This is a genomic window from Agrococcus baldri (assembly GCA_900114805.1).
Lineage (GTDB): Bacteria > Actinomycetota > Actinomycetes > Actinomycetales > Microbacteriaceae > Agrococcus > Agrococcus baldri.
The window spans coordinates 726,298-751,799 of sequence record FOZN01000002.1 but is presented as its reverse complement, the minus strand read 5'-3'; the positions used below and the strand labels follow the sequence as shown (position 1 = coordinate 751,799).

The following is a 25,502-nucleotide window of genomic DNA, read 5'->3' as shown; positions in this document are numbered from 1 at the left end:
GGCGACGCGGGTCAGCCGGCGCTCACCGGTTCTGCCATTGCGGCGCCCGCTTCTGCGCGAACGCCGACATGCCCTCCATCGCGTCCTCGCTCGCCATGAGCTCATCGAGCAGGCCCGTGCGCGCCGTGACGGCGTCGAGCGGATCCGCATGCTGCTGTGCCTCGGCCATGACCTCGAGCGAGATGCGCACCGAGGTCGGCGAGTTGACGGTGATCTCCGTCGCGAGCTCGCGCGCGGCGGTGAGCGCTTGGCCGGCCGGAGCCACGCGGCTCACGATGCCGAGGTCCTTTGCCTCCTGGGCACCGATGCGCCTGCCCGTGAGAATCAGCTCGTTCGCGATCTTCGGCGGGATCGCCCGCGGCAGCCGGATGACGCCTCCTGCACCGGCCACGAGACCGACCTTCACCTCGCTGAGCGCGAACTGCGCCGTCTCGTCGGCGACCACCAGATGGCTGGCGAGCGCGATCTCGAAGCCGCCCCCCATCGCGAAGCCGTTGACCGCGACGATGACCGGCTTGTTCATGCCGCGACGGCTCGTGAGGCCTCCGAAACCGGATGCGGGCACATAGTTGGGCTTGCCGCTGGCAGAGTAGACGAGGTCGTTGCCCGCGCAGAACGCCTGGTCGCCGGCACCGGTGAGGATGGCCACCCAGAGCTCGTGGTCGGCGAAGAATGCGTCGAAGATCTCGGCGAGCTCCTCGTGCGCTGCAGGGAAGAGCGCGTTGCGCGCCTCAGGACGGTTGATCGTGACCTCGAGCACGTGACCATCGCGCGCGACGAGCACGTGCTCGTAGGATTCGCGCAGCCCCTTGGGCCTGGGCGGCAGCAGTTCGAGCGCGCGCTCCGGTGTGGTCGTGACGCGGTTGCCGGGCGCTGCGCTGACCACCCAGACTCGAGCTCCGATCGGTTCGTCGCTCGCCAGCAGCGCGAGGATGTCGTCGTCGCCGTCGACACCCATGGCGACGAAGCGCTCACCGGTGGCCTCGAGCCGGCCGATGACGATGCCGGTCCGTCGACCCTCGCGGTCGTGCTTGACCGTGTACGTCTCAACCGTCGCCCAGCCGTCGGCGCGGCTGATCTGCGCCACAGGCTCCTGCGCGTCGATGATGGCCTGGATCTGCGCCGAGCGGTCGAGCTGCCACTCGCGTGGTGTTGTCGAGTAGATGCCCACCGAGTACTTGCTGCACACGCCGCCGTTCGCACCGACGAAGCCGAAGGTGCCAGGTGCCTGGCGTGCCCGCTCGACGGTCTCGGCGATGCCATGCATGGAGTAGTTGTTGCCAGCGCCGCCGAAGAAGGGCAGTCCGCCGGTCAACGTCAGCCCTCGCTCGTCCTTCGGGTCGAGCCCGAGTCCGTCGACGGCCACGTTGAACACGGGCACGGGGAAGCACGAGTAGAAGTCGAACGTCGAAATGTCATCGGCGGTGACGCCCGCCATCTCCAGTGCCTGGTCGGTGGCGAGCCGTGCGGCCGGGCTCCCTGAGAGATCCTGGCGGTCCATCAGGTCGCGCTCACGCGCATCCGAGTGCCCGTGGATGAAGACCCAGCGGTCCTCGGGAACGCCGAGCTCGCGCGCGGCCTCGACCGATGCCAGCAGCACAGCCGCCCCCTGGTTGACCTGGTCGCGAGCGACCACGTACCGGTTATAGGGATCGGCGATGGGTCGGTTCGCCTCAGTGGGCGTGACGAGCTCCTCCGCCGAGCGCTCGGTCGGTGCAGCAGCGTAGGGGTTGCGGGCCGCCACCGCGGTAAAGGGGGCGAAGAGCTCGCCGATCTTCGCGTCGTAGGCCTTCCGGTCGAGGCCCAACCTCGCGCGGCGCGCGTTCTCGACCAGCGCGTACTGGCTCGGTGCGTCGACGAGCCCATGCGCGGAGGCCTCCATCGACATCATCCCCTTGAGCCCGAAGCCGCGATCCTCCAGGTCTCCGCCGATCGACTCAGAGAAGTCGGGCCGGTCCTCGGACTTGGCGAGGGCGCGCGCCGTCGAGATCGCCTCGGAGCCGAAGACGAGCGCCACCCGGCTCTCGCCAGCCGCGATGCTTCCAGCCAGCTCGGTCACCAGATGCTGCGACGACTGACCACCGCCGACCTCGAGGATCGCGCGGCGCGGGGCCGCACCGATCCGAGCCGCGACCGAGCGCGGAAAGTTGTTCGAGCGCCCCAGCGGTGCCGGCGCACCGGGCGTCGAGGTCTCGAACTGTCGAATGCCGCCGACGGTGTCGATGGCGACGCTGACCGCGTCGGGACTCACGCCGCTGTCGGCGACCGCCGCAGCGGCAGCGCGACCGGCGAGGTCGACCGCGGAGAGCGCCTCGTACCCCTCCTTGCCGTAGGCATCGAGATGCTGGCCCACCCCGATGATGACGGGGGTCCGTGGGTCGATGGTGTTCATGTCCGTTCCTTCCTTGCGAAGACAGCGCCGCTCAGCGCGGCAGTCCGAGAGCGCGAGCGATCAGGCCGCGCTGGATGTCGTTCGTGCCGCCTCCGACGACGTACATGATCGACGTGCGGAGGCTCTTCTCGATGGCACCGCCACCCGGGACCGCGGCGTCCGAGAGCATCCCGACCGGGCCGAGGATGTCGAGCATCACCTCGCCGAACTCTTCGGACAGCTCGCCTCCGAGGACTCCCGCCATGGGTGCCTCGAGCTTGGCACCGGCGCCCGACGAGGTCGCACCGATGGCCGACGCGACCAGCGCCCGGAGCGCCTGGAGCGAGGCGGCGATCGAAGCGAGCTTCGCGCGCTTCGCCGAGCCTCGCGCGCCGACCCAGCGCTCGGGATCCGTGCGCACAACCTCGAGGAAGTCGTCGAGCTGGCGCAGGAGCTGGCCAGCGATCCCGCCCATGACGACGCGTTCTCCCGCCAGCGCATCGGTGATGACCTTCCATCCGCCGTTCACCTCTCCGACGAGGGCATCGGCGGGCACACGGACGTCGTCGAGGAACGTGATCGTGGAGATCTCCCCCGACAAGGCCGTCATCGGCTGGATCGAGACGCCCGGTGTGTCCATCGGCACGAGGAAGACGCTGATGCCTGCGTGGCGCGGCTGCGCGTCGGGGTCTGTGCGCGCTGCGAGCCACATGTACTTCGCGGTGTCGCCACCGGTCGTCCACATCTTCTGGCCGTTGATGCGCCAGCCGTCGCCGTCGTGCACGGCCGAGGTGCGCACCGACGCGAGGTCCGAACCCACTTCTGGCTCTGAGTAGCCCAGGCAGAACTGCATCTCGCCCGCACGCACGATCGGCAGCAGCTTGGCCTTCTGCTCATCGGTGCCGTGCAGCAGGATCGAGTTGCCGAGCAGCATGACCGATCCGAGCGTCAGGCTCGCAGGGTGACGGTGGTAGACCAGCTCATCATGGAGGACCACCTGCTCGGCGAGCGATGCACGGCGGCCGCCATGCTCCTCCGGCCATCCGAAGCCGAGCCAGCCGCGGTCGACGATGGCCTCGACCGCGCGATCGCTGTCGAACGAGCCGTCGGATTCGCGGCTTTCCTCGATCGCTCCGAGCACGTCAGCCCGGAACGCCTCTCCTGCCTCGTCGAGCGCGAAGCCGGGCAGCGCGACGGCGGAGTCGACGAGCACATCAGCGAGAGAGCCGGCCGCGCGCTCGATCGACGCGGCGCGCACGACATCCGCGTGCACCCGACGGAACTGCCACGGGCCTGCGTGCTCATCGAAGTAGCCCATCGCGGCGAGCGTGTGATGCGCGCCGAACTGGATTCGCCGAGCGCCGTCGTGGATGAAGGTCGACGCGAGCTCGGCCGCCAGCACCCACTCGCCAGAGTCTGCCGTGTAGGACTCGACGGCCCGTCGGACGAGGTGGGCGCTCGAGGCGACATCGATCGCGCATGCAGCTGCGCGCTGCTGCACCGCACCGAACGACCCGATGATCTTGCCGAACTGCGCTCGGGTCTTGGCGTGCTCGACCGCCAGCTCGTGCGTGAGCGCGGCAGCCGCAGCTGCGCGTGCCGAGAGGGCGAGTCGGAGCAGCACGAGCGCCGCGTCCGCCGCGTCCGCGTCTACGTCGATCGTGTGCTCAGCATCGCCGAGCTCGATGTCATGCCACGCAGGTCGGGCGATGCCCTCTGTCGCGGTCGCCGAGGTGATCGTCCGCAGCTCGACTCGTCTCCCGGATGCTGGGATCACGAGCGCGTGGGTCGCGCTCTCGGCCGCCTCGACGAAACGTGCAGTCGATCCCTCGACGGCTGCGGCATGCGTCACTCGCAGAGTGCCGTCAGCGATCGCCTGTGCGACCTCGCTCTCGTCGCCGAAGAGCCGCGCGGCGACGAAGGCGTCGGCGATCGGCAGGGGGCATGCGGCACGGCCGAGCTCCTCGACGACGACGACGAGGCCGTCCAGCGCATCGAGGCTCGCGAGCTCGAACAGGCCGTCCTGCGCGATCCCCGCCCAGAGCTCGTCGAGATCGGCATCGGCGGCGGCCGTGCTCGAACCCCACGTCTGCTCGATGCGGCGGCGCGCCGTTGCGCGCAGGGCGTCCAGTTCAGCGTGCTCCATGGGGATCCCCCTAGTCGGTGCGTCAATTTCAGACGGATAGTGTTCTGATTTGCAGCGAGCCTAGCCCGCGCGTCAGACGACTCGCAAGGCAGCGGCTGCTGCCGTCCACCCGACCTTCTCGAGCCAGCGGCGCACTTCCGTCGCGAAGCGCTCGGGCTCCTCCTGATGCAAGAAGTGACCGTTCTCGCTCCAGACGAGGATCTCGTCCGACGGGCCGTGGTCGAGCGTGCGATCCCAGTCGGCGATAGCGGCACCGGTGCCCGCATAGATGGCGAGCGTGGGCGCCTGGCGCCTGCGCAGGTAGCTCTCGCCCACGGTCTTCAGCCCGACGGCGCCCTCACCCTCGTAGAGGCACACGAGCGCATCCCGAACCACTGCCTCGTCGGTGGCGAGGATGCGGCGGCGGTGCCACTCCGGCAGCCACGCGGGCGTCCGCTCGCCGTAGAACCCGCCGAAGGACGCCTCCGCGACCGCGTGAGGCGCCTGGCGGATGGCCGCGAGCGCGCCAACGAGGTCCTGCGCATCCATGCCGTACACGGGGTCGACGAGCACGAGCGCGCCGACGAGGTCGGGGTGCTCGGCTGCGAGGGTGGAGGCGATGATCGTGCCCATCGAGTGGCCGATCACGACTGGGCGCTCGAGCCCGAGCTGCTCGATCACCTTCGCGGCGTCGGCGGCGAAGAGCGCGGGCGAGTACTGGCCGTCGACGGCCGTCGACCGGCCGTGTCCGCGATTGTCGATGGTGATGGTGCGGTGGTCGCGGCTGAGGTCGCTGACGAGCCAGGACCAGTCGGAGCCGTCGCACGACCATCCGTGGATCAGCAGTGCGGGCGGGCCGTCTCCCTTCTCGGTGTAGAAGATCCGCTGGTCATCGGCGACATCGATGTAGGGCATGTGCAATTCCTTCGCAGGTATGGATGTGGTGGGTCGTGCAGTGGGGATCGGGGCCGGATGCGTCGCTCACGCGATGCGCTCCGGCCCCTGGTCGCGAGGACCGGTCAGGCGGCGAGCTCCGCAGTCGCGGCGAGTGCTGCGAGTCCGCGGCGGTCCTCCTGGAGCACGCCGGCATCGATCAGTCGCTCGATCTCGGCCTCGTCGAGCCCGAGCAGTCGCGCCGCGATCGCTCGTGTGTGCTGGCCGAAGACGGGCGCAGGCCGCACGGCGACGCGCGGCAGTCGCTCGAAGGTCGCCGGCTGGCCCTCGCTGGGCATCTCGCGCTCGATGAGCGGGTGCCGCTCGATCTGGAACGCCTCGCGTGCGACCAGCTGCGGGCTCGAGAGCAACTCGTCGAGCCGAGTCATCTTCCCCGCTGGCACGCCTGCGGCCTGCAGGACCTCCATCGCGGCGGCTGGGTCGCGCTCGGCGATCCAGGGCGCGACGACGTCGTCGATCTCCGTGCGATGTGCGGCGCGATCGGCACTGCTCGCGAACCGCGCATCGGCGGCATCGAGACCGGTCACGTCGGCGAGTGCGCGGAAGTGCGCGTCGGTGCGCACATCCACCACGACCCATTCATCGTCGCCCTGCGCCGCGTAGACCCCGCGCGGTGCGTCCCCGGCGCCGATATTGCCCACGACGGCCGTCGTGCCGGGCTGGAGCGACTCGGCTGCGAACCGGTGCGCGTGCTGCGACAGCGAGACCTCGGTCTGCGCGAGGCGGACGGTGCCGCCGATGCCCGTCGCGCGGCGCCGGATGAGCGCAGCGGCCGCGGCCACTGCCATGGCCCGCGCCGCCGCGTGGTCGGGGTAGATCGTCACGTCGTCGTAGTAGCGGCTCGGGTCGTCGTGGTACTGCCAGAGCCCCGCGACGCCCACGGCGGCGCGCACGATCGGTCCGTAGCCCGGGTTGACCGACCATGGACCGGTGTGCCCGAAAGCACTCGACTCCACGGTGATGATGCCCGCGTTGATCTCCCGCAGCTGCGCATAGCCCAGCCCGAGACGATCGAGCGTGCCCGGCTTGAAGTTGGAGAGGATGATGTCGGCCTCTGCCACCAGCTGGCGCATCAGCGCCGCGCCCTCCTCTGAGCGCACGTCGATGCCCAGGCTGTCCTTGTTGCGGTTCCCCCAGCTGAACACCGGGCTGAGCACCGCGCCATCCTGACTCTGGCGTGAGCCGTCCGGCACCGCCTGGTTCTCGACTTTGATCACGTCGGCGCCGAGGTCGCCGAAGAGCCTGCCGCCCTCGCCGCCGGCCACGATCACGCCGAAGTCGAGCACTCGCACACCGGCGAACGGCATGTCCGGCTGCTCGCTCGGTGCCGTGCCGAACGGTCCGATCTCGGGCTCGGGCCGCGCCGCGGCGTACTCTTCGAGCACCGCCATCGAGTCGGCACCGAGCTCGGGCGCCGGCGTGCGGATGCCAGCGCGCTCGTCATCGATCTCGACGAGACCGTCGACCACCTGCGCCGTGCCTGCGGCGGTCTCGATCTCGCGGAATGCGCCACGGGCCGCGTAGTGCTCGTTCTGGAGGATCTCGGCAGGCAGCAGCACGGATGCGGCGGGGATGCCGTGGGTCGCGGCCCCCGAGATGATCTCGGCGCGCGTCAGCGTGGAGAAGAGCTTCTGGATCTCGGGGTAGAGCGTGTCGCTGTTGGCGAAGCGATGCCCGAGGCCCACCCACTCCTCCCCCGCGAACTGCTCCGGGCTGCCGAGCCATGCGAACATGCCCGCCCACTGGCGCGGGCTGAGGATCGTGATGCGCACGGCGCCGTCGCTCGCCTGGAAGAACGGGTAGCGGAAGGAGCTGTCGGTGCGACCGCGCGGGCCGTCCGCGGCGGGCATGCCGCCCGATGCCGACCCCGCCATGCCGTAGCCGGGGTCGAGCACCTGCACGACCGCCTCGAGCGCGGAGACGTCGACGACGTCGCCGGTGCCGTGGACGAGGCGGTTGCTGTAGGCGGCGATCGTCGCCCACGCCGCCTGGACCGCGGCCCCGTGCATCGCGGTGTCCAGCGGCGGCAGCAGCGGCTCGCGGCCCGGCGCTCCCGAGCGCGACAGGGCTCCTCCGAGCGCGAGGTGCGTCCACTCTGTCGCCTCCCAGTCGCGCCACGGACCCGTGAGTCCGAAGTGCGTCAGCGCGACGGCGACGAGATGCGGATTGCCCTCCCGCAGCCGCGCCGGTTCGAGATCGAGCTCGGCGAGCACGCGCGGTGCGAACGAGGTGACCACGATGTCGACCTTGGCCAGCAGGCCGTCGAAGACTCGACGGTCCTCTGGCTCGCGCAGGTCGAGCCGAAGCGATCGCTTGTTGGCGTTGAACGCCTCGTGGTAGGTGCTCGTGCCGCGCACCACGGGCTCGTGCGTGCGGCTCGCGCTCTGCGCATCCCACTCGACGCGCACGACATCGGCGCCGAGGTCCGCGAGGTAGCGGGTTGTCAGCTCACCGAAGCCGTCCGTCAGATCGAGCACGCGCACGGCATGCAGCGGCAGCTTCTCCTGGGTCATCATCGACGCCTCCACGATTGTCACGAGCACAACTCGTCTTCGAGTTGCGCGTGACGACATGGTTGCCGACACGGAGCCTGCTTGTACATCGCAAGCGAGAGGGCCTGTGCGTGCTACTGATTAGCATGCAGGCGCTCAGATGACTTCTGGCTTGCTCCCTGCAGGTGCGAGCATGTGAGCGATCTGCAGGAGCACGGGCGCGATGCGCGCTTCGGTGGTGCGCGTGACCAGCCCCAGCTGCAGGCTGTCGTCACCGGAGCCGAGCTTTCGGAACTCGAGCTCGTCCATGTCGACGAGCGCCCCGATCGGAGTGTCGGTGGCGCGTGTGGTCATGAGGGACGCCCCTGTGCGGCGCATCCGGGGGCCGACGGTCAGCAGGTCCGAGAAGGCGATCTCCTCGACATGTGTGTAACCGGCGTCGTTGAGCAGTGTGACGGTGTGCTCCATCGTGCGCCGTTGCAGCACGATCGGCAGGATCAGCACGGTCTCGGAGCCGGGCGACTCGCGCTCCTGCGCGTCGGCGGATCGCGGAAAGCGTGCGAGCTCCAGGTGGTACTCCGCGACGACCCGGCTCTCGACTCCGGGCATGTCGACCGGCAGATGCACCAGCACGGCGTCGAGCTCGCCGAACTTCAGCTTCGGCAGCAGCTCGCTCGACATTGCCTCCTCGAACTCGATCGGGCCATCCCAGGCCTCGTCGGCGGCCGCGCGCAGCCGCTTCGCGAATCGGCTCGGCGCCCAAGGCGTCGCCCCCAGCCGCAGCGGCGGACGAGGTTCGCCGAGGATCTCTCCCGCAATCCGAAGCATCTCGACCGCCGAAGGCAGCAGTTCGTCGCCCGCCGGCGTCAGCTCGAGCGAGTGGTAGCTGCGCTCGAACAACCGGGAACCGATCTCGCGCTCGAGTTCGCGGATCGTGCGGCTCACCGGCGAGGGCGTCAAGTGCAGCGACGTCGCTGCCCGAGTGATGTTGCTGTGGCGGGCGACGGCGACGAAGACCCGAAGATGGCTGAGCTCCATGGCCCGAGCATACCTGTCAATGGCTGGCACGTGTGCTGCACGCCTCTTGGCATGTCATCGCTCGAACTCTTGCGATGTGCTGCTACACGGCGCCATGTCAGCATGGGCCCACTTGCCGCTGCGACGGCATCTCTCAACGATGAGCGAGGATCCGCATGACATACGCAACCATCCAGGATTCGCGGCCGGTCGAGATCGGCGGCAACGGCACCGTCCGCGCAGAGCGCGTCGACCACGTGCTCCTCGTCACGATCGACCGGCCTGAAGCGCGCAACGCAGTGAATCCCGACGTCTTCGTCGGCATCGGAGAGGCGCTCGAGATCGCCGAGCACGACCATGACATCTGGGTCGTCATCCTCACCGGCGCCGGCGACAAATCCTTCTGTGCAGGCGCTGACCTCAAGGCTGTGGCCCGGGGCGACTTCGCGAACATCGCTCCAGAGATCGACGCCTGGGGCTTCGGCGGCTTCGTGAAGCATCACATCTCGAAGCCCGTGATCGCTGCCGTCAACGGCTTCGCCCTCGGTGGTGGCACCGAGTTCATCCTCCACGCCGACCTCGCCATCGCCGTCGACAGCGCGCAGCTCGGGCTGCCGGAGGTCAAGCGCGGCATCTACGCGGGCGCGGGCGGCACCTTCCGCCTCGGTCAGCAGATCCCGAAGAAGATCGCGATGGAGATGATCCTGACGGGCGAGCCCATCACTGCGGCCCGCGCCCTCGAGCTCGGGCTGGTGAACCAGGTCGTCTCGTACGACGACCTGCTGCCGGCCGCCTTCGCGCTCGCCGACCGCATCACCGCGAACGCTCCGGTCGCAGTGCAGGTCTCGAAGCGCATCGCGAAGGGCATCACCGACGGCCACGTCGAGCGCGACGAGGACGACTGGGCACGATCCGAGGGTCAGGGCGCCGTGCTCATGGCGAGCGAAGACGCTGCGGAGGGCCCCCGCGCGTTCGCCGAGAAGCGACAGCCCGTCTGGACCGGCCGGTGAGCGCCGCGAAGGCAGCCGTCGTCGGGCTCGGCATCACCGAGCTCGGGAAGGTCTACGGTCGCAGCGCTCCCCAGTTCGGCGTCGAGGCCGTGCGGCTGGCTGCTGCCGACGCAGGCCTCCGGCTGGACGATATCGACGGGCTCATCGTCTCCGGCGGCCTCAGCGACATGATCAGCCCCGCCAATGCGATGACGCTGTCGCTCGCGACGGATCTGGGTCTCGAGGATCTCAATCTGCTGACGGTGATGCAGGGCTACGGATCGTCTGCGGCGCAGACCGTGCAGTACGCGGCCATGGCAATCGCGGCGGGCACCGCCGAGACGATCGCGATCGTCTGGGCGGATGCACCACTGCAGGAGCGGCGAGGTGGCGGCGCCGCGTACGCCTCGCAGGCGACATCGACGCCGGCCGGCTGGAATGCCATCACGAGCACCAGCGGCGCGCTCACGGCGAACAACATGTACGCGCTCGCCGCCAGGCGCCACATGGATCGGTTCGGCACGACGAGCGAGCAGCTCGGCCACATCGCCGTCGCCCAGCGCGACTGGGCGGTCATGAACCCGCTCGCGCAGCTGCGGGATCCGATCACGCTCGAGGACCACCAGAGCTCGCGCTGGATCTCGGAGCCCTTCCATCTGCTCGACTGCTGCCTCGTCTCCAATGGCGGCATCGCCCTCATCGTCACGAGCGCCGAGCGGGCTGCAGAGCTGGCGCAGCCGGCTGTCGGCGTCTACGGATGGGCGCAGGCGCACCCGGGTCGCACCGGCATGCGCAACGACGACTTCGGCATCGTGTCGGGAGCCGCTCGCTCTGGCCCCCGAGCGCTGGAGATGGCCGGCCTGGGCCTGGATGAGATCGACATCGTCGAGCTCTACGACTGCTATTCCTTCACGACCCTCATCACGCTCGAGGACTACGGGTTCTGCGGCAAGGGCGAGGGCGGCGCATTCGTCTCGGAGCCGGGGATGCTCGGGCCCGGCGGCAAGCTCAAGCTCAACACCGGCGGTGGGCAGCTCTCCTCCTACTACATGTGGGGGATGACGCCGCTGTCGGAAGCCATCATCCAGGCGCGCGGCCAGGCCGGCGAGCGCCAGGTCGAGAAGCACGACCGCGTGCTCGTCTCCGGCAACGGCGGAGTGCTCGACTACCACGGCACGCTCGTCATCGGCACGGTCTAGGAGGACGACATGCCCCTGTTCCCCATCACCAGCAATGCGGCAACCGCCGACTACCTCGACGGAGCCGCCCGCGGCGAGCTCCGCGTCGTCCGGGACACCGAGACAGACACCTACCTCGAGCCTCGCTTCGACGCATCCGTCGACCCCGAGCGCTACGAGCGCGTCACTGCATCCGGAGACGGCACGATCGTCTCCTGGTCGGTGGCGCACGGGAAGGGCGCCGATGGCCCGACCCGCACGCTCTTCGGGATCGTCGAGCTCGCGGAGGGCCCATGGCTATGGGTCGAGCTGCGTGCTGACGAGCCCTGGGAGCATCTCGGCGGTCGCGCCGTGCGCGTCGCCTTCGAGGCGTCGGGACCGGCTGAAGAGCACGCGACGCTGCCGATCTTCATCGCCACCTAACCCATTCACAGCAGAAGGAACACGACAATGACGTCACCTGATTCCACCAGCCTCGCGGCGCCCAGCGCGCCCAGTCCCGCTCCCGCATCGCGTTCGACCCCGCCGCCGACCGTCTCGGAAGCGATCGACCTGCTTCCGCGCGTCGGCCTGAACTGGGGTGCTTGGGGCGCCCTGCTCCTGGCCTTCTTCTTCGCCAACTACGACATCAGCGTCTTCGCCATCACGCTCCCTGCCATGCGCGAGTCGCTCGACCTGGTCGGCGACGATCTCGCGTGGCCGGTCACCTGGAACCTCATCGGCTACTCCGTCGGAGCCACCGTGTTCGGCTACGTCGCCGACAAGTGGGGGCGCCAGAAGGGTCTCTTCCTCACGTTCGCCATCCTCGCCATCGGCGGCTTCGCGTCGGGCTTCGCCTGGGATGTCGCCTCGCTCTCGGCCTTCCGGTTCCTCGCTGGTGGCGGCATGGGTGCGGTGCTTGCGCTCTGCGCTGCGTACATCGGGGAGATGGTCCCGCTCAACCGTCGCGGCCAGTACCTCACGCGCATCTACATCTGGACCGGACTCGGGCAGCTGCTCGTCGGCTTCGCGTCCTTGCCGATCCTGGCATCGATGCCGGAGCTCGGCTGGCGCGGGCTGCTGATCTTCGGCGGACTCGTGTTCGTCATCCTGCCGTTCATCAACCGCAAGCACGTCACCGAGTCGCCGCGCTGGCTGGCAGAGCGCGGCCAGCATGAGCTGGCGGAGGACATCACGCGACGCATGCAGCGGCACGCCAAGGTCGAGGAGACCCCCGTGTTCAGCCGCGATGCGATCGTCGAGGACAAGGGCGCCATCCGCGAGCTGTTCAAGGGCGAGCTGCTGCGGCGCCTCGCGGTCGTGCTCGGCTTCTGGTTCATCTTCTACACCGCGATGTACGGCTTCTCGTCGTATCTTCCGCTGCTGCTCGAGGGCATCGGCGTCTCGACCTCGGATGCGATCTTCGTGACTGTGCTCACCCGCATCGCACCGATCATCTCAGCGGTCGCGCTGCTGCCCTTCATCGAGCGGGTGGAGCGACGCACGCTGATCATCATCGGCACGCTCATCTTCGCCGTGGGCGTGGCGCTGATCATCGTCGGATGGGGAGATGTCGCGGCGACCGCCGGCTCGATCCTCGCGACGTTCGGCATCATGATCATGGCGACACCGGCGTACACGTACACGGCCGAGGTGTTCCCGACCAGGAACCGCTCCACGGCGGCGGCCATCTGCGACGGCGTCGGCCACCTCGGTGGGGCCGTGGCGCCGTTCGTCGTGCTGCCGGTGCTGATCGGGGCGGGAGCGGTGCCTGCCGGCATCCTCATGATCGTGCTGCTCATCGTGGCGGCCGGTCTGCTCGGCTTCGGCCCGCGCACGAAGAACAAGGCGCTGGAGGAGATCGCCGCCTGAACCGGCCGATCCGGGTGGGAGCGGGGCTCAGCGCCTCGCTCCCACCCGTCTGCATGCAGGCACGCTGCAGCGCGACAGCATCTGCCCCAGGGGCGCATCAACCTTGCGCGTAGTGCGCCGCGAGGCGGCGCAGGCCCTCGTCGATCGACACCGTGGGCGTCCAGTCGAGGTCGCGGCGGGTGTCGCGCTGGTCGAACCAGTGGGCCGTCGAGAGCTGCTCGGCCAGGAAGCGCGTCATCGGGGGCTCGTCGCCACCCGCGCGGGCAGCGACGCCGGGCAGCGCCCAGAGGCGCTCCACGAGCGAGCCAGCGGCGCGGCCGAGCGCAGCGGGGAGACTCACGTGCGGCGGGCGCACACCCGCTGCCAGGCAGATGCCGGCGAGCAGGTCGCCGACCGGTCTTGGTTCGCCGTTGGTGATGACATAGGCGTTGCCGTGCGCCGCATCCGCTCGGTGCAGTGCGGCGACGATGCCGCTCGCGGCGTTGTCGACGTAGGTGGTGTCGATGAGGGCCGTGCCGCCGTTGAGCAGCGGCACTCGGCCGCGGCGGGCGCGCTCGACCACGCGCTCGATGAGCTGCGTGTCGCCGGGGCCCCAGACGATATGCGGGCGCACCGCGACGACGTGCATCGCCGCCGAGTCGCGGGCGAGGGCGAGCAGCTCGGCCTCGGCCTTCGTGCGGGCGTAGTCGCCGCGCGCGTGCTCGGGCGACGCGGGGGTCGCGCCGACACCGGCGAGCGAGGTGCCCAGGTGCGCGACGGAGGGCGATGAGACCTGCACGAAGCGGGTGACGCCGGCGCGCTCGGCCGCGTCGAGCAGCGTGCGGGTGCCCTCGACGTTCACGCGCCGGAAGTCGTCCGGGTCGCCAGCGAGCGAAACCTTCGCGGCGAGGTGCACGACGCCCTCGACACTGCGCCCATCCCCGGCGATCGCGTCGGCGACGACGGATGCGTCGGTGACGGAACCGAGCACATCCGTCACCCCGGGCACACCCGACGGCCGGCGCTGCAGGGTGCGCACCTCGTGGCCGGCGGCGACGAGGTGCGCGGCGACGGCGCGGCCGAGGAAGCCGGAGGCTCCGGTGGCGAGGACTCTCATGCGCGCACGCTCACGGGGCGCTCGGCTTCGCGCCGGCGAGCATGCGGTCGGCCCACTCGGAGAGCCGCGAGCGGTCGATCTTGGAGTTGTGGCGCACGTCGGTGGGCAGCTGCGGCACGACGAGCACGGCGGCGAGCGGCAGCTCGGTGGTGGCGCGCACGGCGGCGGTCAGCTGCGGGTCGGCGAGGCCGGGGCGGCGGGCAGCGGGCGTGGTCTCGACGACGGCGACCGCCTGGCGCAGGCCGTGCGGGCCGACGCCGACGACGGCGGCGCGACGCACCGCATCCGCCGACTCCACCTGCTGCTCGGGGCCGACCGGGGCGAGCGGGCCGTCGGCGGTGACGATGACGTGCTGGATGCGGCCCTCGATCCAGAGGCGGCCCTGGGCGTCGAGGTGGCCGATGTCGCCGGTGCGGTGCCAGCGCTGGGGCTCTGGTCTCGATACGGCGCCTGCGGCGCCTACTCGACCAGCGGGGGTGTCGCGGGTGGCGGCGACGTCGGTGAGGTGGAGGCGGTCGTAGTGGGACTTCAGGTGCGGGGCCGAGACGACGATCTCGCCGAGGACGCCGGGCTCGGGGCTCGGGGTGCCCGTGGCGTCGCCGTCGGAGTCGAGGGCGCTGACGAGCACCTGGTTGTCTCCGATCGGCGTGCCGACGCAGACGCCAGTGTCGGGCGCGGCGGCCGCGTCGCTGACGCCCGCGAGCGTGATGTCGGCGACCAGCAGGCACTCCGTCATGCCGTAGGGCGTGTGGGGCGTGGCGTTCGGCATGAGGCGCGCGACGGCCCGCAGCATCGGCTCGCCGATGGGCGCTCCGGTCGAGAGGAAGGTGTGCACGCGGGCGAGGGCGGCGCGGTCGTCGTGCGTCAGCGCATCCGCCGTCTCGACCACGTTGAGGATCGCCGCCGGTGAGAGGAAGACGATGCCGGCGTCGGATGCGGTGACGGCGGCCGCGACCGCGGTGGCGGTGAGGGTGCGGGGCGCGGAGACATCCATGTCGGGGGTGGCCGAGAGGGTGCCGAGCGCCGGGCCCAGCAGCGCGAACGGCGCGAAGCCCGTGACGAGGCCGGTGTCGGCGGTGATGCCGAGGTGGGTGCCGAGCACGTCGCGCAGCGCCGAGAGCTGGCCGTGCGTGTAGACGACGCCCTTCGCGGGACCGGTCGAGCCGGAGGTGAACAGGATGGCGGCGTCGTCGGCGGGGCCGGGCTCTGCCGGCAGCGGCTGGCCGGCGCCGAGGTCGGCGACGTCGCGGGTGCTGCGGGTCACGCCGAGCGCGAGCGCTGCGGCCTTCGGGAGGCGCTCGGCGGAGATGCGGGTGCCGGGCCAGCCGAGCGCGCGGGCGGCGGCGAGGCCGAGGCGCTCGCCGATGATGAGGTCGGGCCAGGATCCGCGTACGGCTCGCGTGAGGCCCTTGACGCCCAGGCCCGCGTCGGCGACGACGACGATCGCGCCGATCTTCAGGCACGCGTAGAGGACGGCGGTGAGGGTGGGGCCGGGCTTGACGAGCAGCGAGACGCGGTCGCCCTTGCGCACGCCCATCGCGTGCAGGCCGGCGGCGATGTCGCGCACGCGGGCGTCGAGCTGGCGCCAGGTGACGCGGCGCGGGGAGCGGCCGCGGCCGGTGGCCATGTCGATGACGGCGGTGGCGTCGGCGGTGGCGGGGGTGGCGGCGCGGGATTCGAGGGGGCGCCAGAGGGGGGTGAAGGTGGGGTCGGTGGGCGGTCTCGATACGGCGCCTTCGGCGCCTACTCGACCAACGGACTCCTTCAGCCAGTTCAGGACTGCGGGCGCACAGGGGCGGTCCTCGGCGACGAGGTGGCTGGCGCCCTCGAAGCGGTGGATGTCGGCGTGCGGCAGGCGGTCGGCGAGGTCGTCGAGGTAGCGGTCGCCGAAGACCGGGTCGCTCGGGCCCCACAGCATGAGCGCCGGCACGGGGTCTGCCGCAGCACTGTTTGCCGCAGCACTGTTTGTCGCAGCACCGAGCGCCGCGACACCGGCGGCGATGCGCTCGAGCTCGGGGAAGCTCTCGTGGCGCTCGTCGACGGGGATGTCGGCGACGAAATTGCCGATGCCTCCGCGGCGGTCGGCCGACCCGTAGGGCGCGCGGAACGCTGCCTTCACGTCGGGCGCGAGCGCCGGCGAGGCGAGCGCGAGCGTCGTGTCGAGGAAGGCGGTGGTGGCGACGGTGGAGGCGGCGAGCACCCCGCGGGCGCCCGCGAGGCGCAGCGGCGCCGGGATCGGCACGCCCGCCGGGTGGTGCACGGCGGTGTTCAGCAGCGCGACGGCGGCGAGCTGCTCGGGGTGATCGATGGCCCAGCCGAGCGAGATGACGCCGCCCCAGTCGTGCCCGAGGGTGACGACCGGGCCTTCCAGCTGCAGCGCATCCGTGAACGCCGCCAGGTCGGCGACCCGCTGCGGCAGCGTGCGGTGGAGCCCGGTCCGTTCCGAGTAGCCCATCTCGAGCTGGTCGACGGCGACGACCCGCCAGGCGGGCTCGCCCGCCTCCGCGGCACGCACCGACTCGGCAGCGATGGAGCGCCAGAGGTAGCTCCAGGTGGGGTTGCCGTGCACGGCGAGGATCGTGCCTGCCAGGCCGCCCGACGTGACGGGCACGCCTGCGCGCGCCAGCGCATCCGCCGTGTCCAAGCAGTGCCACTGCCGCGCGTGCCCCGCGTCGATGCCGACACCCGGCACGTCGACGAGACGGCTCCAGGAGGGGTCGAGGCCCGGCAGATCGCGCGGGGGCAGCGAGGCGGCCCCGGTGGTGGGGCGAGCGGCGCCGGCAGTCACCAGGCGAGCTCCATCATGGCCGTGTTGAGGCCGGAGCCGACGCCCATCAGCAGCACGCGGTCGCCGCGGTTCAGGGTCGCCTGCTCCTCGGCGAGCGTGATGGGGATGGATGCGGGGCCGACGTTGCCCAGGCGCGGGAACGTGGTGGGCACGCGGGCGGCGTCGAGGCCTGCCGCCTTGATGATCGCGTTCGTGTGCACGGCGGAGACCTGGTGGGTGATGTAGCGGTCCATCTGCGACCAGTTCCAGTCGGGCGCCGCCTCCTTCCACGCCGAGACGACGAGGTCGAGGCCGCCCTTCAGCAGCGACTTCGCGTTGGTGTACATGCCGTCGGCGCTGCCGACGCAGAGGTCGTGGAACTGCGTGGCGGCGCGCGTGACGCCGCCGAGGATGCGGTGGCCGTCGGGGTGCTCGTCGCTGCGACCGAGCACGGCGGCGGCCGAGCCGGAGCCGAGCGTGAGAGTGGCGAACTCGCTCAGGAAGCCGTCGCGGTCGATGTCCTCGCCCAGCAGCCGCTCGATGGTGTTGACCTGGATGTCGTCGGCGTCCTCGCCGTTGACGACGATCGCGTGGCTGATCTGGCCGGATTCGATCATGCCGGCGGCGAGGCTCATGCCGTTGACGAAGCCGAGGCAGGCGTTGGCGACGTCGAAGTTGACGGCGCTCGTGGGCAGGCCGAGCTCGTGGTGCAGCCGCACGGCAACGCTCGGCTCGAGGTGCTTGCGGGTGACCGAGGTGTTGATGAGCAGGCCGACGTCCTGCGGCTTCACGCCCGCCTCGGCGAGCGCACGCTCGCCCGCCTGCACGGTCGCGGCGTCGGCCGACTCCCCCGCCGTCGCATCCCAGTTGCGGCGCTCGAGCACGCCCGCGACGCGGCGCAGCAGGCCGCCCTTCAGGCGCAGGCGCGAGAGCGCGTCGGCAAGCCGCTCCTCGATGTCGACGGATGTCGTGACCCGGCTCGGGAGGGCGCTCGCGACCGACAGGAGTGAGACGTTGCTGAATCTGGTGGTCGCGTTGCCGGTCATAGAAACTCCGTCGAGAGCCGAGTAGGTCGGTGCGGCCCAGCGTCCAGCGTACCGAGCGCACCCGGCGTGCGCCTGCATGGGGCTGTGCGTTCGCCGTGCATGAGGGGGTGACACTGGGCCGAGACAAGCACCGAGCGGCCGGCTGAGGGAAAGGTTCGGGCTCCCGCACCATAGTTAACGCTATGTCGGTACCGTTGTATATAATTCCAGCGTGAGCATGGATACGCGAGATCCTGCAGCGGCCAGCAAAGGCTGGCCGGCGGTAGGTCACGAGACCGCGATGTGGCAGGTGGATGCCGAGTACGGGCTCTCCCGTCGACAGGCCTCGCTGAACCGCGGCGAGTACCGCGCCGCGGTCGTGCCGCAGATCGCAGAGCGCACCGTGTCGCTCCCGACGGATCTCGCGGCGGATCTCGACGAGGCGACGATGGCGCTCGTGCGGCTCGACGCGCACGCCGATACGGCGCTCCGCAGCGAGCTCGAGCTCGCCCCCCTGCAGTCGGTGCTGCTGCGCACCGAGAGCGCCTCGTCGTCAAAGATCGAAGGGCTGACCGTCGGCGCCCGCCGACTCGCGCTCGCCGAGATCGGCGAGCCATCCAGCGGCAACGCATCGCTCGTGGTCGCCAACGTGCGCGCGATGGACGCGGCGCTTCGACTCGCCGCCGAGCCCGGTCTCGCGAGCATCCTCGCGATGCACGCGGCGCTCATGGCCGAGCAGACCGTGCACACCCCTGGCGCCCTGCGCACGGTGCAGGTCTGGATCGGCGGGGGCGCCGGCCCGCGTACGGCGCTGTTCGTGCCGCCGCTGCCCGGCAGGGTCGATGCCGACATGCGCGATCTGGCGGCGTTCGTCGCCCGGGACGACATCCCCGCCCTCGCCCACGCGACGCTCGCGCACGCGCAGTTCGAGACCATCCACCCGTTCACCGACGGCAACGGGCGCACCGGCCGCGCGCTCGTGCATGCGATGCTGCGCCGGGCAGGCACCGCTCGCCGCATCGCGACGCCCATCTCTGCCGGGCTGCTGACCGACACCGAGGGCTACTTCGCGGCGCTCGGCGCATACCGCGACGGCGACATCCGGCCCATCCTCGAGACCTTCGCGCGCTCGAGCAGGCAGGCGGCGGAGTTCGGCCGAGGCCTCGTCGACGAGCTGGCGCACGCCCGCGCGGCGATGCGTGCCCGCACCGCCGCACGCTCCGATTCCTCGGCCTGGCGCCTCATCGACCTCGCCATCGCGCAGCCGGTGCTGCACAGCCGCGCCGTGATGCAAGGCCTCGGCATCTCGGCACCCGCAGCAGGGCGAGCGCTGATGACGCTGGTCGACGCGGGCGTGCTGCGCCAGACGAGCGTCGGCCGACGCAATCGTGTGTGGCAGAGCGACGAAGTGCTGGCGATCCTCGACGGCTTCGCCGAGCGCATCCGCAGAACCGCGGCTCGCTGATCCGGGTCGGCGGAGCCGCGTCACGCGCTCCGAGGTGTCCGCCGCAGCAGATCACGCCATCCGATGGCTACGGCGCAGCCGGCGACGGAGCGCGATCCCGAGCGCCAGACCGACGGCGACGCCGACGACATCGACCACCGCGTCCCACAGGTCACCGCCGCGTTCGGGCAGCAAGAGGTGCTGCACGAGTTCGGAGGCGACGGCGTGCGCGACGAGCGCGGCACCGAGCCAGAGGGGGCGGATGCCCGCCACCACCCCGAGCAGCGCCGGCAGCAGGAAGACGGCGGCGTGCACGAGCTTGTCGAGGCCGGGGATGACAGGGCCGCCCGGCGGCGAGGGCCAGTAGAGGGCCACGAGCTGCAGCACGATCGCGAGCGTGAACGCCGCCCAGGTCGCCTGCCGCGCTCGTGCTGAGATCATCGCTCGATCGTGCCACGGCGGCGCTTCCGGTCCGTCACCCATCTATCCGGTCGACCCGCCGGCCCGGTCACCCATCTGTCCGGTCAACCTGCCGGCCCGGTCACCCCATCTGCAGGTACTGCCGCGGGGTGTGCCCGAGCCTGCGCAGTCCCGCGATCTCGTCGCCGAACAGCCGCGACGCCCACGACGCATCCGCCCGCCGCACACTGCGCGAGAGCTCGACCAGTGCGAGCACGCCGGGGAACGTCGGCGGCCGCCGCAGGCACGCGACCGCCCACGCGAGCGAGCTCGTCGCGTCGTCGAGGTCGACCTCGGGCAGCGGCGCGAGCGGCAGGATCCTGTCGCACAGCACGCACTGCTCCCGGTCGCTGTACGCGTCGGCGCTGCGGCGGTCGCCGTCGTGCGGGCAGGCGCGCTGCGCGCGGGCGGCGGCCTTGATCCAGCTGATGCCGGCTCCGGGCGTCGGCTTCGGGATGCGCTCAGGCCAGAGACCGTCGTGGTGCGTCGGCAGCGGCTGGCCGTCGAAGCATGGGGGCTGGGTGTGCATGGCGGATCCGTCCTCTCGGCGAGGACGGCGGACCGCGCTCGCTGACTTGCCCCGCGCGGGCGCGCTGGGCCGGCTCTTCCCCTGGGGCACCCCGCTCAGCGGAGGGGTTGCCGTGCAGCCGGCCAGGTACCGATGGCTGCAGCTCGTGAGCTTGCTCGTCACTGTAGTCGGGGTGGGTGACAGCCGGTCCGCAGAGGTGAGAGAATGTTCTGTTGGCGCGTCCCGATCGGATGCGACCACACCCCATTCACTCCAACGGCGGATGCGTCGTTGGCCGTGCCGCGCGCATCCGTCTGAGGTCAGAGACGAAGAGAGCAGCAGCATGAGCGCCACCGGCACCATCGACATCACCCCGACGACCGAGGCCGCGCCGGCGACCGAGACCACCACGTCGACCGCGGCGAAGCAGCCGGCGCCCGCGCGCAAGGCGCGCCGCTGGCCGTGGATCGTCGCGCTCGTCGTCGTCGCCGCTGCCGGCGCCACCGGCACTGGCCTCGCCGTCGCCTCGGCGAACGAGACGCAGGCCGAGCTTGTCGCGCTGCAGGAGCAGTACGGCGACCTCGAGACCCGCGCGACGATCGCGCAGAGCAGCCTCGACATGATGCGCGAGAGCCGCGACCGCCTCGAGCTGCAGCTCGAGGAGCTGCAGGCAGCCGAGTAGTCGGCCGCGCGAGCGATCGCGCGACCAGCACCACCGCGAACGGCGGCGACGGATCCTCGTCGCCGCCGTTCGCGCATCGGCGCTGCCCGCCAGGTGGCGCCGGTAGTGTCAGGCCATGACCGAGCGCACCACCTACCTCCTCGTCGACGGCGAGAACATCGATGCGACGCTCGGCGTCTCCATCCTCGACCGCCGCCCGGAGCCGCACGAGCGGCCGCGCTGGAACAAGGTGCTCACCTTCGCCGAGGAGGCGTGGCAGCAGCCCGTCAAGGGCCTCTTCTTCCTCGCGGTGACGCACGAGCTGCCCGCGTCGTTCGTGCAGGCGCTCATCGCGATGGGCTACCGCCCCGTGCCGCTGAGCGGCGAGGGCAAGATCGTCGACATCGCCATCCAACGCACGGCCGAGGCGCTCGTGCACCGCGACGCCGACGTGATGCTCGTCAGCCACGACCGCGACTTCGCGCCGCAGATGGAGCGGTTGGCCGAGGACGAGGAGCGCCGCGTCGGCCTGGTCGGCTTCGGCGAGTTCATGGCGGGCGACCTGCGCGAGGTCGACGGCATCGAGTTCTTCGACCTCGAGTACGACGTCGCCGCCTTCACGAGCCGGCTGCCGCGCGTGCGGGTCATCCCGATCGACGAGTTCGACCCGCTCGAGTTCCTGTAGGGCGGTGCAAGCTCACGCGTCATCAGGGCAATAGTTGCTCGCTGGCTCGCAGTCGATCTGCGACGTTCGATGTCAACGCGAAGAGCGCCTGGCAGGCTCACAGCCCACCAGGCGCTCAGTGACGTGCCTTGGCGCTATCGCACGCTGCCCTCGAGCACGACCTCCTCTGCGATCTCGCCGCGCCGGCGTTTCGCGCCAATGACGGCCGTGCTGATGCCCGCGAGCACCGTGAGTAGCGAGAGGAACGCGATGTAGCCGGCGATGAGCACCGACGATGCATCGGATGTCAGGAACGCCGTGAGGATAAGGGGCGTGAACCCGCCGACGACACCGCCGAACTGGAAGGCGAGCGAGACACCGGTGTAGCGGATGTTCGTCGGGAACAGGTCGCTGAACATCGTCGACAGCAGCGCGTAGGTCAGCGGGTGCACGATCGTCATGGCACCGATCATCACCAGGATCAGGATAAGCGGGTTCCCCGGGTTGGTCACCAGCAGGAAGATGACGGGGAACGCGATGAGCAGCAAGCTGATCGCACCGATGATGAAGATGCGGTCTCGCCCGTACTTGTCGGCAATGAGGCCGGCGAGCGGCATCGTAATGATCTCGAGTCCGGCGGCGAGCGCGACGCTCCACAGCAGCAGCTGACTGTCGAACTGCAGCACGTTCACGCCGAACGTCAACAGGAACGTGGTCAGGAAGTAGAAGAAAACGAACGGCGCAAGCGTCAGGCCGATGCCCGTGAGCACCTGGAGCGGCGCCGATGTGAACGTCTTGAGCAGCGGCACCTTCACGCGCTCGCCCTCGTCGCGAACCTTCTCGAATTCAGGCGACTCGTGCGTCTTGAGACGGATGAACAGACCGACGATCACAAGCACTGCCGAGATCAGGAACGGCAGGCGCCAGCCCCACGAGAGGAACGCATCCTCGGGCATCATGTTGACGAGCGCCACGACGATCGTCGCGAGCACCAGTCCGGCAGGCGAGCCGACCTGCACGAGGGAGCCTGCGAAGTTCTTGCGGCCCTCGGGGGCGTGCTCGACGGACATGAGCATCGCTCCGCCCCATTCCCCGCCGATCGAGAAGCCCTGGATGAGGCGGCAGAGGACGAGCAGGATCGGTGCGGCCACGCCGATGGTGGCATAGGTGGGGAGGATGCCGATCGCGAAGGTCGCTGCGCCCATGCCGACGAGGCTGTAGACGAGCATCTTCTTGCGGCCGATTCGGTCACCGAAGTGCCCGAAGAACGCAGCGCCGATCGGCCGTGCGAGGAATCCTACGGCGAACGCGGCGAAGGCAGAGAGCGACTCCACGATCGGATCGCCCGACGGGAAGAAGAGCTGTCCGAGCACGAGTGCGGCCATGGTGCCGTAGACGTAGAACTCGTACCATTCGATCACGGTGCCGATCACGCTGGAGGTGGTCACGCGCCGGTCGAGTTTCAGTGAGGGGTGCACGGCAGAACTGCTGGTCTTCATCGACCGTTCCTTTCGGAGGGGTTTGGTGTTGGGGTCTAGTTCGGGGTTGACAGATGCCGAGCGTCAGACGATCTGCCAGACGCGGCCATCGAGCCCGAGTGCTGGATCGACGGGTGCGAGGCGATCCCTCACGCGCGGGTCGTGCCCAGGAATGATCTGGCCAACCGCGGTGGCGCTGCTCGCAAGCTCGAACGCGCGGTCGAACGCGTCGAACATCTGTGGCGTGCTGTGCGTGATCGAGAACGGCTTGTCCGCCTCGATGTTCTCGAAGAAGTGCGAGGCGTCCGAAGCGAGGACAACCACCTGGTCGTCGACGACGACGCGCACAACCTGCATACCTGCGGTATGGCCACTCACCAGGTGCACACTCACGCCCTGCGCAAGCTGCGCGTCGCCCGTGATTAGATCGACGCCGCCTGACAAGTTGCGTCGGACGAGCTCGAGTAGATCATTTTCCTCGAGGATTGCGCGGTACATCTCCTTGTGCGCGTGCCTGCTCACCCAGAACGCAAGCTCGCGCTCCTGCATGTGCACCTTGGCGGCCGGCAGCTCGTGCACGTATCCGGTGTGGTCGTAGTGGCCATGCGTGATGATCAGGCTCTTGATGGCGGCGATGGGGTAGCCCAGCGCCTCAGCGGCCTCGAGCGGCGAGCCGAGATGGATCCGGTCGCCGCGACGCGCACCGACCTCCGGGGTGAATCCGGCGTCGACGAGGATTGCCTCGCCTTGCCCCGCGATCAGCCAGACGAAGTAGTCGATGGGCATCGAGTCATCGCCGCAGTCGATGTGGCCATAGAAGTGCTCGTGACGCAGCGCGGTCGGCCGAGTGGCGTAGCGGATCGCATAGATGTGCTCCGGCTTCCACTCAGGACGCATCGTGGCGTTCCGCGGGATGAGAGGGCGCCGGGTCATGCTGCCGCTTCCAGATGCGTGACGACCGTCTTGACCTGCGTGTAGCCGTGCAGCGCCTCGAAGCCTTTCTCTCGCCCGACGCCCGAGTGCTTGACGCCGCCGAAGGGGATCTCCATGCCCGCTCCGATGAAGCCATTGATCTGCACCTGGCCTGCGCGCAGCGACCGACTCAGACGAGAGGCGATGCCGATGTCGCGCGTGAAGACGGCGGCGGTCAGGCCGTAGTCCGTGCCGTTGGCGATGCGCACGGCTTCCGCCTCGTCGTCGAAATGCAGCACGGTCTGCACGGGGCCGAACACCTCGGTCGAGGCGATCTGCATCTCAGGCGAAACGTTGGTGAGCACGGTGGGCGTGACGAACCACCCTTTGCTCAGGTCGGGCGTTGTGGGGACGAGGTCGCCACCCGTCGCGATGGTGGCGCCGGCAGCCGCAGCCTGTCGCACCATCTCAACGACACGGTCGCGCTGCTGCTGCGAGACCAAAGGTCCGAGCTTGTGATCGTCGATGCCTGGGCCCATGCCCATCGACGCCGTCGCCTCGACCAGCAGTCGCTCGAACTCGTCGGCGACCGAGCTGTGCACGATAAACCGCGTCAATGCGCTGCACGACTGGCCCGTGTTGCGCACCAGCGCGTTTGCCGCCGAAGCCGCCGCGCGCTCGAGATCAGCGTCAGGGAACACGATCGCCGCAGACTTGCCGCCGAGTTCGAGGTTCGTTGCGACGACGTTGGCCGCCGCAGCCTGCGAGACGCGGATGCCCGTGGCCACCGAACCCGTGAACGTCAGGTGGTCGATGCCCGGGTTCGATGCGAGCGCCGCGCCAGTCAGCGCGCCGTCACCGGGGATGACGTTCATCGTGCCCGCCGGCAGCACGCCCTTCAGGAGATCGGCCACAAGGAGGGTCGACAGCGGAGCCAGCTCCGATGGTTTGACCACGACGGTGTTGCCGACCGCGAGGGAGGGGGCAACGCCACGGCTCCACTGGCTGAGCGGCGCGTTCCACGGCGTGATGTGCGCGACGACGCCATGCGGCTCGCGCTCGGTGCGCACCTGCAGGTTCGATGCAGACGGGATCGTTTCGCCGAAAAAGTGTCGGCTCGCGTGCGCGTAGTAGCGAAAGTACTGATCTGCGATCGAGACGTCGGTCTTCGACTGGCTCAATGGCTTGCCCGTATCGAGCGTCTCGACCACGGCGAGCAAGTCTGCATGCTCGACAATGACCCGTGCCGCCTCTACCAGCAGTGCTTCGCGCTCGTGCACCGACCGTGCGGCCCACGCAGCCTGCGCCTCGCGCGCGGAGGCGACCGCGGCATCGACCTGATCGGGCGCAGCCTCGCGCACGGTCGCGAGCAACTCGCCGGTGGCAGGATCGAAGACGTCACGCAGCGGGCCGGTGTTCGGCACCCACGCTCCGTGGATGAGGCTGCCCTGGGGCAGCGCGTGGCCGCCTGGCAGCGTGACAACGCCGTCGTTGTGTTCGGTCATACATGG

20 protein-coding genes and 1 riboswitch are annotated in these 25,502 nt (G+C 70.1%); of the genes, 7 read left to right on the top strand and 13 right to left on the bottom strand.

Translation table 11 applies throughout. The features are described from left to right. Positions 1–22 precede the first annotated feature (22 nt). The 5 genes from BM288_RS07850 to BM288_RS07830 all read right to left on the bottom strand — a co-directional run bounded on the left by BM288_RS07850 (position 23) and on the right by BM288_RS07830 (position 8,980). Positions 23–2,392 carry an acetyl-CoA acetyltransferase gene (locus BM288_RS07850; protein ID WP_092917523.1) on the bottom strand — a complete coding sequence of 790 codons (2,370 nt, stop codon included), beginning with the start codon at positions 2,390–2,392 and terminating at the stop codon, positions 23–25. A 31-nt stretch (positions 2,393–2,423) separates the two neighbouring features. Further along, positions 2,424–4,517 (bottom strand): acyl-CoA dehydrogenase family protein, encoded by a 2,094-nt coding sequence (locus BM288_RS07845; RefSeq protein ID WP_092917521.1) that lies wholly within the window; start codon positions 4,515–4,517, stop codon positions 2,424–2,426. A gap of 72 nt (positions 4,518–4,589) precedes the next feature. Continuing rightward, complete coding sequence (locus tag BM288_RS07840; protein ID WP_092917519.1) at positions 4,590–5,411, bottom strand: alpha/beta fold hydrolase; 822 nt, start codon at positions 5,409–5,411, stop codon at positions 4,590–4,592. A 104-nt stretch (positions 5,412–5,515) separates the two neighbouring features. Further along, positions 5,516–7,963 (bottom strand): CaiB/BaiF CoA transferase family protein, encoded by a 2,448-nt coding sequence (locus BM288_RS07835; protein ID WP_318255407.1) that lies wholly within the window; start codon positions 7,961–7,963, stop codon positions 5,516–5,518. 135 nt (positions 7,964–8,098) lie between these two features. Further along, complete coding sequence (locus BM288_RS07830; protein ID WP_092917517.1) at positions 8,099–8,980, bottom strand: LysR family transcriptional regulator; 882 nt, start codon at positions 8,978–8,980, stop codon at positions 8,099–8,101. 155 nt (positions 8,981–9,135) lie between these two features. Here BM288_RS07830 and BM288_RS07825 point away from each other — a divergent pair, with 155 nt between their 5' ends. From BM288_RS07825 to BM288_RS07810, 4 genes are read left to right on the top strand one after another with little or no spacing between them, the layout of a single operon-like run. After that, positions 9,136–9,969 (top strand): crotonase/enoyl-CoA hydratase family protein, encoded by an 834-nt coding sequence (locus tag BM288_RS07825; RefSeq protein WP_092917515.1) that lies wholly within the window; start codon positions 9,136–9,138, stop codon positions 9,967–9,969. Next, positions 9,966–11,147, top strand: coding sequence for a thiolase family protein (locus BM288_RS07820; RefSeq protein ID WP_092917513.1), 1,182 nt, complete (start codon positions 9,966–9,968; stop codon positions 11,145–11,147). The genes BM288_RS07825 and BM288_RS07820 overlap by 4 nt, the downstream gene beginning before the upstream one ends. A 9-nt stretch (positions 11,148–11,156) precedes the next feature. Beyond that, on the top strand, positions 11,157–11,549 hold the full coding sequence (locus BM288_RS07815; protein WP_092917511.1) for an OB-fold domain-containing protein: 393 nt from the start codon (positions 11,157–11,159) through the stop codon (positions 11,547–11,549). 27 nt (positions 11,550–11,576) lie between these two features. Further along, complete coding sequence (locus BM288_RS07810) at positions 11,577–12,977, top strand: MFS transporter (protein ID WP_092917509.1); 1,401 nt, start codon at positions 11,577–11,579, stop codon at positions 12,975–12,977. 97 nt (positions 12,978–13,074) lie between these two features. Here the strand turns inward: BM288_RS07810 and BM288_RS07805 are convergent, their stop codons facing one another. The 3 genes from BM288_RS07805 to BM288_RS07795 are packed head-to-tail and all read right to left on the bottom strand — an operon-like array spanning position 13,075 to position 17,886. Continuing rightward, positions 13,075–14,073, bottom strand: a complete 999-nt coding sequence (locus tag BM288_RS07805; protein WP_092917507.1) for an NAD-dependent epimerase/dehydratase family protein — start codon at positions 14,071–14,073, stop codon at positions 13,075–13,077. Between the two features lie 10 nt (positions 14,074–14,083). Continuing rightward, positions 14,084–16,864 carry an alpha/beta fold hydrolase gene (locus BM288_RS07800; RefSeq protein WP_404799695.1) on the bottom strand — a complete coding sequence of 927 codons (2,781 nt, stop codon included), beginning with the start codon at positions 16,862–16,864 and terminating at the stop codon, positions 14,084–14,086. Further along, entirely contained in the window at positions 16,858–17,886 is a 1,029-nt protein-coding gene (locus tag BM288_RS07795; RefSeq protein WP_092917503.1) for a 3-oxoacyl-ACP synthase III, read from the bottom strand. Before BM288_RS07795 ends, BM288_RS07800 begins: the two co-directional genes overlap by 7 nt. Before the next feature lie 217 nt (positions 17,887–18,103). On the opposite strand from BM288_RS07795, the gene BM288_RS07790 reads away from it, so the two are divergent. Next, on the top strand, positions 18,104–19,330 hold the full coding sequence (locus BM288_RS07790; RefSeq protein WP_177220314.1) for a Fic family protein: 1,227 nt from the start codon (positions 18,104–18,106) through the stop codon (positions 19,328–19,330). A gap of 51 nt (positions 19,331–19,381) precedes the next feature. On the opposite strand, the gene BM288_RS07785 is transcribed toward BM288_RS07790, so the two are convergent. Continuing rightward, a complete protein-coding gene (locus tag BM288_RS07785; protein WP_092917499.1) occupies positions 19,382–19,750 on the bottom strand; it encodes a hypothetical protein in 369 nt (122 codons plus the stop codon). A gap of 100 nt (positions 19,751–19,850) precedes the next feature. Then, positions 19,851–20,297: a hypothetical protein gene (locus BM288_RS07780; protein WP_092917497.1), complete on the bottom strand. Its 447-nt coding sequence runs from the start codon at positions 20,295–20,297 to the stop codon at positions 19,851–19,853. Positions 20,298–20,334: 37 nt separating this feature from the next. After that, positions 20,335–20,448: riboswitch (SAM riboswitch) on the bottom strand. 171 nt (positions 20,449–20,619) lie between these two features. Here BM288_RS07780 and BM288_RS07775 point away from each other — a divergent pair. Together BM288_RS07775 and BM288_RS07770 are read left to right on the top strand one after the other, a co-directional pair. Next, positions 20,620–20,958, top strand: a complete 339-nt coding sequence (locus BM288_RS07775; protein ID WP_092917495.1) for a hypothetical protein — start codon at positions 20,620–20,622, stop codon at positions 20,956–20,958. Positions 20,959–21,073: 115 nt separating this feature from the next. Further along, entirely contained in the window at positions 21,074–21,622 is a 549-nt protein-coding gene (locus BM288_RS07770) for an NYN domain-containing protein (RefSeq protein ID WP_092917493.1), read from the top strand. 134 nt (positions 21,623–21,756) lie between these two features. Here BM288_RS07770 and BM288_RS07765 read toward each other — a convergent pair whose 3' ends face one another. The 3 genes from BM288_RS07765 to BM288_RS07755 form a co-directional block, all read right to left on the bottom strand. After that, complete coding sequence (locus tag BM288_RS07765; RefSeq protein ID WP_092917490.1) at positions 21,757–23,100, bottom strand: MFS transporter; 1,344 nt, start codon at positions 23,098–23,100, stop codon at positions 21,757–21,759. Between the two features lie 63 nt (positions 23,101–23,163). Then, the gene (locus tag BM288_RS07760) at positions 23,164–23,976 is read right to left on the bottom strand and encodes an N-acyl homoserine lactonase family protein (protein ID WP_177220301.1); all 813 of its coding nucleotides are present in this window, start codon (positions 23,974–23,976) and stop codon (positions 23,164–23,166) included. 32 nt (positions 23,977–24,008) lie between these two features. Then, the gene (locus tag BM288_RS07755; RefSeq protein ID WP_177220300.1) at positions 24,009–25,496 is read right to left on the bottom strand and encodes an aldehyde dehydrogenase family protein; all 1,488 of its coding nucleotides are present in this window, start codon (positions 25,494–25,496) and stop codon (positions 24,009–24,011) included. Positions 25,497–25,502 lie beyond the last annotated feature (6 nt).